8 protein-coding genes and 1 riboswitch are annotated in these 12,091 nt (G+C 62.8%); of the genes, 2 read left to right on the top strand and 6 right to left on the bottom strand.

Features of this window, described 5'->3' with window-relative positions:
• Window positions 1-16 precede the first annotated feature (16 nt).
• Complete coding sequence (locus V1475_RS08015) at window positions 17-2,386, top strand: DUF1989 domain-containing protein (protein WP_479413962.1); 2,370 nt, start codon at window positions 17-19, stop codon at window positions 2,384-2,386.
• 60 nt (window positions 2,387-2,446) lie between these two features.
• Here V1475_RS08015 and V1475_RS08010 read toward each other — a convergent pair whose 3' ends face one another.
• The 6 genes from V1475_RS08010 to V1475_RS07985 all read right to left on the bottom strand — a co-directional run bounded on the left by V1475_RS08010 (window position 2,447) and on the right by V1475_RS07985 (window position 9,291).
• On the bottom strand, window positions 2,447-2,650 hold the full coding sequence (locus V1475_RS08010; RefSeq protein ID WP_434288733.1) for a formate dehydrogenase subunit delta: 204 nt from the start codon (window positions 2,648-2,650) through the stop codon (window positions 2,447-2,449).
• A complete protein-coding gene (gene fdhD, locus V1475_RS08005) occupies window positions 2,647-3,378 on the bottom strand; it encodes a formate dehydrogenase accessory sulfurtransferase FdhD (RefSeq protein WP_479412325.1) in 732 nt (243 codons plus the stop codon). Before fdhD ends, V1475_RS08010 begins: the two co-directional genes overlap by 4 nt.
• A complete protein-coding gene (gene fdhF / locus V1475_RS08000) occupies window positions 3,375-6,299 on the bottom strand; it encodes a formate dehydrogenase subunit alpha (protein ID WP_479412324.1) in 2,925 nt (974 codons plus the stop codon). Before fdhF ends, fdhD begins: the two co-directional genes overlap by 4 nt.
• A complete protein-coding gene (locus tag V1475_RS07995; protein ID WP_479412323.1) occupies window positions 6,296-7,822 on the bottom strand; it encodes a formate dehydrogenase beta subunit in 1,527 nt (508 codons plus the stop codon). The genes fdhF and V1475_RS07995 overlap by 4 nt, the downstream gene beginning before the upstream one ends.
• On the bottom strand, window positions 7,819-8,304 hold the full coding sequence (locus V1475_RS07990; RefSeq protein WP_479412322.1) for a formate dehydrogenase subunit gamma: 486 nt from the start codon (window positions 8,302-8,304) through the stop codon (window positions 7,819-7,821). The genes V1475_RS07995 and V1475_RS07990 overlap by 4 nt, the downstream gene beginning before the upstream one ends.
• Before the next feature lie 99 nt (window positions 8,305-8,403).
• Window positions 8,404-9,291, bottom strand: a complete 888-nt coding sequence (locus V1475_RS07985) for a LysR family transcriptional regulator (RefSeq protein ID WP_479412321.1) — start codon at window positions 9,289-9,291, stop codon at window positions 8,404-8,406.
• A gap of 126 nt (window positions 9,292-9,417) precedes the next feature.
• On the opposite strand from V1475_RS07985, the gene V1475_RS07980 reads away from it, so the two are divergent.
• A complete protein-coding gene (locus V1475_RS07980) occupies window positions 9,418-11,763 on the top strand; it encodes a Tex family protein (protein WP_479412320.1) in 2,346 nt (781 codons plus the stop codon).
• 68 nt (window positions 11,764-11,831) lie between these two features.
• Window positions 11,832-12,030, top strand: a riboswitch (cobalamin riboswitch).
• The last annotated feature ends 61 nt before the right edge of the window (window positions 12,031-12,091 follow it).

Here is a 12,091-nt window from a genome sequence, read left to right as displayed (position 1 = left end):
GTTGGAGATCCCGTTGATCCTCGATCCTTCCGGCCTTCCCTTCCGCCCAGGCGCACCCAAGGGGTCCATCCCCCGCCGCGCCTCCGCCTTTACCCTCGCCTCGAACGAGGAACGCCACACCGTCCAGGGCGGTGGGGCGTCTTTGCTTGAGATGAAGCCCGGTGACCGGATCACCCTCACCAACACCGAGGGCGGACAACGTTGCGAACTCCTCGCCGCGCACAGTGACGGGCGCGTCGATCCGGGCGTGTTGGGCTGGTCCGCCGATGCCTCGGGCGACAGCTTGCGCGCCACGGTCAACAGCCCCCTTCCCGGCATGGCCCGCATCCGTCTGGGTCTTGCCAAGCGTCAGATCGACCTGACCGGAGCCAAGGCCATCGGCCTCTTCTCCGGCACCAGTGCCGCAGGCGAAGGCGTCAGCTTCACCGCCCAAGCCCCCGGCTGGGTGCTGATCACAGCCCCCGCCCCCGAACCCGATTTCGAGGCGCAAACGACCGCCACGCCCCTCACCGTCACGATCGCCCGTGCCGAAGCGCGGCAGGCGGGCGCGTTCGCCCTGCCCGATCCGCTCGCGGACATGCTGCAAGACATCCGCATCCGTTCCGCCACGGCCAAGGCCTATACCGTCAAAAAAGGCGAATTCATTCAGATCATGGATGTCGACGGACGCCAGTGTACCGATTTCCAGTGCTTCGACGCACGCAAGGTCGACAAGGGCATTTTCCACCCGCTCGACGTCACAACCACCCGCACGATCCAGGGCCATGCCTATCCGATGCCGGGCCTCCATTCGAAATATTTCGACCATGACCTGACGCCCTTGGTCGAGGTCGTGCAAGACACCTGCGGTCGTCACGACGCTTTCGGTCTCGCCTGTAATTCGAAATATTACGACGACATCGGCTACCCCGGCCACGCCAACTGTTCCGACAATTTCAACGCGGTTCTGGACCCTTATGGCATTCCCGCCCGCCCCGGCTGGATGGCCGCAAACTTCTTCTTCAACACCGCAATCGACGAGCACGGCGTGATGTTGGCGGACGAACCGTGGTCCCGCCCCGGCGATTATGTGCTGCTGCGCGCCCTGACCGATCTCGTGTGCGTCTCTTCCTCCTGCCCCGATGACACCTCCGCCGCCAACGGCTGGCACCTGACCGACATTCATGTGCGCACCTATGCCGCCGAAGAACGCTTTTCCCGCGCCACCGCATGGCGCCCGACCCCTGACGAGGATCCGATCATGACGCGTGAAAGCGCCTTCTACGACTCCTTCGCCGCGATGACCCGCGACTTTTCCGACTACAACGGCTTCTGGCTGCCGAACTCCTTCCCGGAGTGCGACCCCGTGGAAAGCTACTGGGCCTGCCGCGAGGGCGTGGTGGTTATGGACCTCTCCGCGCTCAGAAAATTCGAGGTCACCGGCCCCGATGCCGAGGCGCTGATGAACTGGGTTCTGACCCGCAACGTCGAAAAACTCGCCATTGGTCAGGTGGTCTATTCCGCCATGTGCTACCCGCACGGTGGCATGATCGACGACGGCACGTTGTTCCGTCTGGGCGAGCATAATTTCCGCTGGATCGGTGGCTCGGACGAAGGCGGCGTCTGGATGCGCGAAGAGGCGAAACGTCTCGGCCTCAACGTCATGATCCGGTCTTCCACCGACCAGATGCACAATCTTGCGGTCCAAGGCCCCAAGTCGCGTGATTTGATCAATGAGCTGTTCTGGACCGCGCCGCACCATCCTGATTTGATGGAAATGGGCTGGTTCCGCTTTACGCCCGCGCGTCTTGGCGATCACGAAGGCATCCCCGTGGTGATCTCGCGGACCGGCTACACCGGCGAGCTGGGCTATGAGATTTTCTGCCATCCGAAACACGGCGCGGAGATTTTCAAAGCGGTCTGGGAGGCCGGGCAGAAGGTCGGCATGAAACCCATGGGCCTCGCCGCTCTCGACCTCGTGCGAATCGAGGCTGGGCTGGTGTTCGCAGGCTACGATTTCTCCGATCAAACTGACCCCTTCGAGGCGGGCGTGGGCTTCACCGTGCCCTTGAAATCCAAAACCGCTGATTTCGTGGGGCGTGACGCTCTGTTGCGTCGCAAGGAAACCCCGTCACGCAAATTCGTAGGCCTTGAGATCGACGGCCAAAACGCCGTTGCCCATGGCGATTGCATCCGCATCGGTCGCGCTCAGGTCGGCGAAATTTGCTCCGCCATGCGCAGCCCCCGCACCGGCCAGTGGATCGCGCTCGCCCGTATCGACGTCGCCCATGCCGAAGAAGGCACGCAGGTCGAGGTCGGCCAGCTCGACGGGCATCTGAAACGCTACTCGGCCCGCGTCGCGCCCTTCCCGCATTACGATCCGAAAAAGGAACGGCCACGCTCCTAAGGTTCAAAACAACAAAACCCCGCCAAATCGGCGGGGTTTTTCAATGTCATTTTGAGTATTTCAAAGTGACTGACCGGCCTCGATCACCAAGGCATTAAGCCCCTCACCGCCCTGTCCCAGATAGGTCTTGAGCTGGTTCAGCATCCGCGGCTCCCAGAAATCCTTGAGATGCGCCGCAATCCCCGCCGCCTGATCACTCCCCGGCTGGGTCTCGAAAAAGCTCGCAATCTGATTGGCCATCAGCACCATTTTCGCATCGGTCATGCGCAATCTTCCTTTTCATCCGTATAGGCCACCACCGCCTCCCGGCGCAGCACCATCAAAGTCAACCCGGTCTCCCGCGCCAGTTCCACCGCCGCCCGCGTCGGCGAGGACAGCGCAAACAGCCCGGAAATCCCCGCGCGCACGCATTTCTGCACCAGATCGACAGAGAGCCGCGAGGTGATGATCACCGCGCCATGGCTCACATCCGTTCCGGCCAGCGCGCCGATCAGCTTATCGAGCGCATTGTGCCGCCCGACATCTTCACGCAGCGCAATCAGCCCTTCGCTTGTAAAGAACCCGGCGGCATGCATCGCCCCCACCTGATCGCGTCGCTTTTGTCCCGCGTTCAGCGCATCCAAGGCCGAACGCGCATAGGTCTCAAGCCCCGCCACCATCGGCGCCACCGTCCCCGGAAAGGCCGTCGCCTCATCAAGGCTCTCGATCCCGCACAGCCCACAGCCCATCGGCCCGACAGAGGCCCGACGCCGCGCATCCATCGCCGACGCGCGGCTTTCGGGAATGCGCCCTCGGACCTCATAGCCATGCGGATGTTTGATCGCGGTGATCTCGGTCACCTCGGAGGCATCCGAGACGATCCCTTCCGACACGGCAAACCCGGTCAAAAACTGCGGTAAATCAAAGGGCGACGCCATCATGACAGCCGCCGTCGAGCCGTTGTACACGAGCGCGACGGGGGCTTCTTCCGGGAGGGCGTCGACCAGCTTCATTCCGCCGCCTCGATCCGGCGCGATTGCGCGGCCTGCGCAGTATAACGCTCCTGCCAGTCCGACGGTCCGTTCGAAGGCGACACCTGCACCGCCGTCACCTTGTATTCCGGGCAGTTCGTCGCCCAGTCGGAGTAATCCGTAGTGATGACATTGGCCTGCGTGTCCGGGTGGTGGAAGGTGGTATAGACCACACCCGGACTGACCCGGTCGGTGATCTTCGCCCGCAGCGAGGTTTCCCCCGAACGCGACGCCAGCCGCACCCAGTCCCCATCCCTGAGACCCCGGTTTTCCGCATCATGCGGGTGGATTTCCAACACGTCCTGATCGTGCCAGACCACGTTCTCCGTCCTCCGCGTCTGCGCCCCGACGTTATACTGGCTGAGGATGCGCCCCGTGGTGAGCAAAAGCGGGAAGCGCGGCCCGGATTTCTCCGCCGTCGCGATATATTCCGTGACGATGAACCGTCCCTTGCCACGCACGAACCCGTCGACATGCATGAGCGGCGTGCCGTCCGGATGCTCCTCGTTACAGGGCCATTGCACGGAGCCTTTCTCTTCGAGCACCGTGTAATCGACGCCCGCGAAGGACGGCGTGGTCGCGGCGATTTCCGCCATGATTTCCGCCGGGTGCGCGTAGTTCCAAGGCTTGCCGCCGGTCTCTTTCAGGACGGCATTGGCGAGCAGTTGGGTGACTTCCCAATCCTCATAGCCGTTCTTCGGCGCCATCACTTTGCGAACACGGTTGATGCGGCGCTCGGCGTTGGTGAATGTGCCTTCTTTTTCGAGGAAAGACGATCCGGGCAGGAAAACATGTGCGTAATTTGCAGTCTCATTCAGGAAGAGATCATGCACGATGACGCATTCCATGGCGGCGAGACCGGCGGCCACGTGTTTGGTGTCCGGGTCGGATTGCAGGATGTCTTCGCCCTGACAATAAAGCCCTTTGAACGTGCCATCGACCGCCGCGTCGAGCATGTTCGGAATACGCAGCCCCGGTTCGGCATCGAGTTCAACCCCCCAGGTGTCCTCGAAAATCTTCCGCACTTCCGGCAGTTTCACATGGCGATAGCCCGGCAACTCGTGCGGGAAAGATCCCATATCGCAGGACCCCTGCACGTTGTTCTGCCCCCGCAGCGGGTTCACCCCGACGCCTTCGCGCCCGATGTTGCCGGTCATCATCGCGAGGTTGGCGATGGCCATCACGGTCGTGGACCCCTGCGAATGTTCGGTCACGCCGAGGCCATAATAGATCGCCCCGTTGCCACCCTGCGCAAAGGCTCGCGCAGCCTCGCGGAGTTTGGCGGCGGGCACGCCGGTCAGCGCTTCGGTCGCTTCCGGCGCATGGCGCTCGTCCGAAATGAACGCCTTGTAATCTTCCCAAGCGTCCACATCACAGCGTTCGGCAATAAACGTCGGATCATAAAGCCCTTCGGTCACGATCACATGGCCCAGCGCAGAGACCACGGCAACGTTCGTCCCCGGTTTCAGCGCAAGGTGATGCGCCTCCCCCATATGCGGCGTTTCCAGCAAATCAATCCGGCGCGGGTCGACCACGATCAGCTTGGCACCTTGACGCAACCGCTTGCGCAGACGCGAGGCAAAGACCGGATGCCCGTCCGTCGGGTTCGCGCCGATCACCATCACCACGTCGGACTTTTCGACCGAGTCGAAATCCTGTGTGCCCGCCGAGGTGCCAAAAGTCTGACCAAGCCCGTAGCCGGTCGGCGAATGGCACACGCGCGCACAGGTGTCGGTGTTGTTGTTGCCAAACACAGCGCGGGTCAGTTTCTGAACGAGGTAGGTTTCCTCGTTGGTGCAACGGCTCGACGTGATCACTCCGATGCTCTTTTGACCGTATTTCGCTTGCAGCCCCACCAGCTTCTTCGCCGCGAACCTCATCGCCTCATCCCACGACACTTCGCGCCATGGCTGATCAATCGTCTCCCGCACCATCGGGCTCAAAATACGGTCTTTATGCGTGGCATATCCGTAGGCAAATCTGCCTTTCACACAGGAATGCCCCCGGTTCGCCTTGCCGTGCTTATAGGGCACCATACGCACCAGTTGGTCGCCCTGCATCTCCGCCTTAAAGCTACAGCCGACGCCGCAATAGGCACAGGTCGTCACCACCGAGCGATCCGGCGTGCCCATTTCGATCACGCTCTTCTCTTGTAGCGTCGCGGTCGGACAGGCCTGCACACAGGCGCCACAGGACACACAGTCAGACGCCAGAAAATTCTCCGCCCCCACGGCCACGCGGCTGTCAAAGCCACGGCCCTCAATGGTCAGCGCAAACGTCCCCTGCACCTCTTCGCAGGCCCGCACACAGCGGTTGCAGACGATGCATTTCGACGGATCGTAGGTGAAATACGGGTTGCTGTCGTCCTTCGGCAGCCATTCGGGATTGGCCTCGCCGGAGGTATTCCGCGCCTCAAAATGGTTCGCGAGCGGCGCAGATTTCGGCGCTTCATAACGCACATCGCGAAGGCCCACGGCCCCCGCCATATCCTGCAATTCGCAATCGCCATTCGCGGCACAGGTCAGACAATCGAGCGGGTGATCGGAGATATAAAGCTCCATCACGCCCTTGCGCAGTTTGCGCAGCTTGTCGGTCTGGGTGTGTACCTTCATCCCGGCATGAACCGGCGTCGTACAAGAGGCGGGCGTACCGCGCCGCCCCTCGATCTCGACCGCACAGAGACGACAAGACCCAAAGGCCTCAAGACTGTCCGTCGCACAAAGCTTCGGCACCTGAATGCCCAGTTCAGAGGCCGCGCGCATCACGGACGTGCCCTCCGGCACGGTGATCTCCATCCCGTCGATGGTCAGCGTCACCGGCTTGCCGCTCTTGGCGGGCGTGCCACGGTCCACATCGTCATAGACACCCGTGCCGGTTTCCCAGGGAATAATGAAATCTTTCATTCTGCGGCCTCCTTACGGGCGTTCTTGGGCGCGAAATCTTCCGGGAAATGGCGCAGCGCCGACATCACCGGATAGGGCGTAAACCCGCCCAGCGCGCAAAGCGAACCGTCGACCATCACCTCGCAAAGATCGGTCAAAAGCGGGATCGCATTCACGTCGCCCTCTTTGATCCGGTCGAGCGTTTCCACGCCCCGCACCGCCCCGATGCGGCAGGGCGTACATTTGCCACAACTCTCCACCGCACAGAATTCCATCGCAAACCGCGCCATCGACAGCATATCCGCACTGTCATCGAACACCACGATCCCCGCATGCCCGATCAGCGCCTTTTGCCCGTCGAACTCTTCATAGCCAAAGGGTGTATCGAACTGATCCGGGTGCAAATAGGCCCCCAGCGGCCCACCGACCTGCACCGCCTTGACCGGACGCCCGGTGGCCGTGCCGCCCGCAATCTCGTTCACCAGCGTGCCGAGCGGCATGCCAAAGGCCGTCTCGAACAGCCCGCCGAATTTCACATTCCCCGCGATCTGGATCGGCATCGTGCCTTTCGACCGGCCCAGCCCGAAATTGGCGTAATGCTCCGCGCCTTTCGCAAAAATCACCGGCACCGTCGCCAGAGAAATCACGTTGTTCACCACGGTCGGACGCCCCAGAAAGCCTTCCAACGCCGGAAGCGGCGGCTTGGCGCGCACCGTGCCACGTTTGCCTTCGAGCGAATTGAGGAGCGAGGTTTCCTCGCCACAGACATAAGCCCCCGCGCCGACACGGACCTCCATGTCAAACGCGCGCCCGGAGCCCAAAACATCCGCCCCAAGCACGCCCGCGCCCCGCGCAATCTCCACCGCCCGGCGCATCACGGCGACCGCATCCGGGTATTCCGAGCGGGTATAAACATAGCCCTTCGTCGCTCCACACCCGAGACCTGCAATGGCCATCCCCTCGATCAGGGTAAAGGGATCGCCCTCCATGATCATCCGGTCGGCAAAGGTGCCGCTGTCGCCCTCGTCGGCGTTGCAGACAATATATTTCTGCGGCGCATGTGCGAGCCGCACCGTGTCCCATTTGATCCCCGTCGGGAACCCTGCCCCCCCACGCCCGCGCAAGCCCGAAAGCTTCACCTCGTCGATGATCGCGTCCTGCGACATGCCAATCGCGCGTTTGAGCCCCTCAAGCCCGCCATGCGCTTCGTAATCTGCCAGCGACAGCGGATCGGTCAGCCCGCAGCGCGCAAAGGTCAGCCGGGTCTGACGGGCAAAGAACGGCATGTCTTCGACCTTGCCCAGCGTCCCGATCTCACCATTCAAAAGCGCGCTCACATCGCCTTCCGAGATCGGCCCATAGGCCAGACGCACGCCATCTTTTTCAATCTCCACGAGAGGCTCAAGCCAGATCATCCCGCGCGTACCGTTGCGCACAATCTCCGCCTCGATCCCCCGCGCGGCGATCTCCTGCGTCAGTTTCAAAGCCACCTCATCGGCGCCCAGCGCCTTGGCCGCCGAATCCATCGGAACGTAAATCTTCATGCCATCACCCCCGCCAAAGCCGCCTCAACCCGCGCCTCATCGGCCCGCCCGATCAGCTTGTCGTCGACCATCGCGGCCGGCGCACAGGCACAGAGCCCCAGACAATAAACCGGCTCCACCGTCAGCTTGCCGTCCGGCGTCGTGCCGTGCCAGTCGAGGCCCAGCTTGGCGAGCAAAGCCTCGGCAAAGCCGACACCGCCCATCGACTGACACGCCTCCGCCCGACAGATCTTGAGCACATGCTTACCCGCCGGTTTCTCCCGGAAATCGTGATAAAACGAGATCACGCCCTTCAATTCGGCGGAGGTGATCGACAGCGCCTTGCAGATCGGCGCATGGGCCGCCGCCGGGATCACCCCGAACGTCTCCTGCAACGCGTGCAACATCGGCAAAAGCGGACCTTCGAGAGAGACATGCGCAGAGATGATCTCCGCAATCGTCCCGTCATCGGCGGCCCCGTGCAAGGGGGTGGCTGGCGTCATGGCTGACCTCTTTGGAATTCCGTGCGTTTCCCATCAGAAGACCACGCCCAGCATCGCCAAATCAATATCGTTAAATCGTCAAACGATAGCCTACGCCTATCAAACCAAGTCGGACAAGCGCCGTGCCTCGGCCAGCAAGGCCGCAAGAACCGGCGTGTTCGGATCGCGATGCGGCGCGATCAGCCCCACGCGATGCCCGACCTCCCCGCCACGGAGCGGAATAAGGTCCAGCGCCTTGCCCTCGGTCAGAAACCGCGCCACGCCTTCGGGCAGCACGGTTACCCAGCCGCCGCTTTCCACATGGGCGATCAGCACCACCGTCGAATTCGATTCGACCCGCACCTCCGGCACCACACCGGAGGCGTTCAGATTGCGGTCGATGATCCGCCGGTTCTGCATCTCCGGCGACAAAAGACACATCGGCACGCCATCGAGATCGCTCCAATCGACCGAACTGCGCCCGGAAAACACCCCGCCCTCTGCGCTCACCACCATATAGCGCTCTTCATAAAGCGGCACGGCACTGACCCGCCCCAGAGGCTCGTTGTCCAGATAGGTCAGCCCCGCATCGGCATCCAAATCGTCCAGCATGGTCAGGATTTGCGTCGAAGGTTTCGACAGGATCGACAGCCGCACATTGGGATGCGCCGCCATGAACACCGTCGAAATCCGCGCCGCCCAAGTGAGTGCCGTCGGAATCGCCGCAAGCCGCAACTGCCCCGACAGCCCGTGTTTCGTCGCCCGCATTTCATCGCGAAGCTGGCGGCTGTCGGCCACGATCTTGCGCGCCCAGACGAGCGCCCTTTGCCCCTCCGGCGTCAATCCGCCGAACCGCGAGCCGCGAAAGATCAGTTGCACGCCCAGTTGGTCCTCCAACTGCTTGATCCCCGCCGAAAGGCTGGGCTGGGTGATCCCGAGCGAAATCGCCGCACGCCCGAAATGGCCCTCTTTGGCGACGGCGATGAACATTTCGAGCTTGCTCAACATAGGGATATTCCGATGAAAATAGGTCCGTTCGATAGGCATATCATATCGACTGTGGACAGGTCACCTCCCCTCTTGGCGACCCCGCCCGCGCGGGCTAAGACAGACCTCCCGACAGGAGGACCAGATTTGAGCACGCCCACCGATCCGCAGACCGCCGCCCGCATTGCCCGCACCATCGCCACCGACATCGCCGCCTCGCAGACACAGGTCACGGCAGCGATCGGCCTTCTGGACGAGGGCGCGACCGTCCCCTTCATCGCGCGCTACCGCAAAGAGGTCACCGGCGGTTTGGACGACACCCAATTGCGTCTCCTGAACGACCGCCTGTCCTACCTGCGCGAGCTGGAAGCCCGCCGCGTGACCATCCTCAAATCCATCGAGGATCAGGGCAAGCTCACGGACGACCTGAAACGCGCCATTGCAGGCGCCGAAAGCAAATCGACCCTCGAAGACATCTACCTGCCCTACAAACCCAAACGCCGCACCAAGGCGATGATCGCGCGTGAAAACGGCTTGGAGCCACTGCTGGAGGCGATCAAATCGGATCGCTCCGCCGATCCCGAAAAGCTCGCCGAAGGTTATATCACCGAGGCCGTCCCAACCGTCAAAGACGCGCTCAACGGCGCGCGCGACATCGCGACTGAAGAGCTTTCGGAAAGCGCCGAGCTTCTGGGCAAGCTGCGCGATTTCATGCGGCGCGAGGCGCTTGTGACGGCCAAGGTGATCGCGGGCAAGGAACAGGAGGGCGCGAAATTCTCCGACTATTTCGACCATGCTGAGAAATGGTCCGACATCGCGTCCCACCGCGCACTCGCCATCCTGCGCGCCGCCAAGGAAGAGATCGTCACCATGGAGATCGCGCCGGAGCCGGAGGCAGGCGCGGACCGCGCCATCGCCATGGTCGCGTCCTATCTTGGCACGGCGTCTGAGCAGCCCGGCGATCTCTGGCTGCGCACCGTGGCGCGTTGGGCGTGGCGGGTGAAATTCGCCATTTCTCTGCACATCGACCTGTTGGGCGAGTTGCGCCAGCGCGCCCATGAGGATGCGATCACCGTGTTCTCCCGCAACCTCAAGGACCTTTTGCTCGCCGCGCCTGCCGGTGCCAAAGCCACGCTCGGCCTCGATCCGGGCATTCGCACAGGCGTCAAAGCCGCTGTGGTCGATGCCACCGGCAAGCTCTTGGAAACCGCCACGCTTTACCCGTTCCAGCCGAAAATGGACGTGCGCGGCGCGGAGGCGAAAATCATCGATCTCGTCACCCGTCACGGTGTCGCCCTGATCGCCATCGGCAATGGCACCGCCAGCCGGGAAACCGAAAAACTCGTCGGTGAGACGCTGAAACTCCTGCCGCCATCTGTGAAAGCCCCGACCAAGGTCGTGGTGTCCGAGGCGGGCGCGTCGGTCTATTCCGCCTCCGAACTTGCCGCCACGGAATTCCCCGATCTCGACGTGTCGCTTCGTGGCGCGGTCTCCATCGCCCGCCGCCTTCAGGACCCGCTCGCGGAACTGGTGAAAATCACGCCCGAGAGCATCGGCGTCGGCCAGTATCAACACGACGTCGACCAGCGCCGCCTGTCTCAGGCGCTCGAAGCCGTGGTCGAGGACGCGGTGAACGCTGTCGGCGTGGACCTGAACATGGCCTCGGCCCCCTTGCTGGCCCAAGTCGCGGGTCTCGGGCCCTCGCTCGCCCAAAGCATCGTCATCCATCGCGACAGTCACGGCGCCTTCCCCTCGCGCAAATCGCTGCTCAAAGTCTCCGGCCTCGGCCCGAAAGCCTTCGAGCAATGCGCGGGCTTCCTGCGCATCCGCGACGGCGAGGACCCGCTCGACGCCTCCTCGGTCCACCCCGAAGCCTACGGCGTCGCCCGTGAAATCGTCAAAGCCTGTGGCCGCGACATGCGCGACATCATGGGCAACCCCACGGCGCTCAAGGGGCTCAAAGCCGAACAATTCGTCACCACGGATTTCGGCCTGCCCACCGTGCGCGACATTTTCACCGAGCTGGAAAAACCCGGCCGCGATCCGCGCCCCGAGTTCAAAACCGCCACCTTCACCGATGGTGTCGAAGACATCAAAGACCTGAAACCCGGCATGCGCCTCGAAGGCACCGTCACCAACGTCGCGACCTTCGGTGCGTTTGTGGACATCGGCGTGCACCAAGACGGGCTCGTGCACGTCAGCCAACTGGCCGACCGCTTCGTCAAGGACCCGCATGAGGTGGTGAAAGCCGGGGACATCGTCTCCGTCCGTGTCACCGAAGTCGACATCCCCCGCAAACGCATCGGGCTCTCGATGCGCAAGGATGGCGGTGCGGCGGAGGACCGTGGCCCCCAGCAACAGCGCGGGAACAAAGACACCAAAGCCAACTACACCGGCAAGCCGCGCGGCCCCAAACCCGCGCAATCCCGCCCGTCGGAAAGTCAGGGCGCGTTTGGCGCGGCGCTTTTGGATGCGATGAAAAAGAAACGCTGATCCCGCCTTCCGCGACGTGACACAACGCCCAAACAGGCCGGAGAATCTTGACTTCTCCGGCCATTTCGCTTTTCTGCCCCCATTCGAGTTCCGGCGCAGCCGGATGAAAAGGGAACACGGAATGGGCATCCCTGTCCAAAGCCGTGGCTGCCCCCGCAACTGTAAGCGGTGAGCGAGGCCAACCAGAGCCACTGGGATCTCCCCCGGGAAGGCTGGCTGTCGCCGAGATCCGTGAGCCAGGAGACCTGCTTGGATGATCACCCTTTTCCGGGCGCGGGGCGCGCCACGGAAGCGGCATATCCGCAGCGGTGACGCTCTCACTGTCTGC

The sequence above is a fragment of the Celeribacter sp. SCSIO 80838 genome (assembly GCF_056498065.1).
The sequence above is the reverse complement of the archived record's forward strand: the minus strand, read 5'-3'. Positions and strand labels throughout refer to the sequence as shown.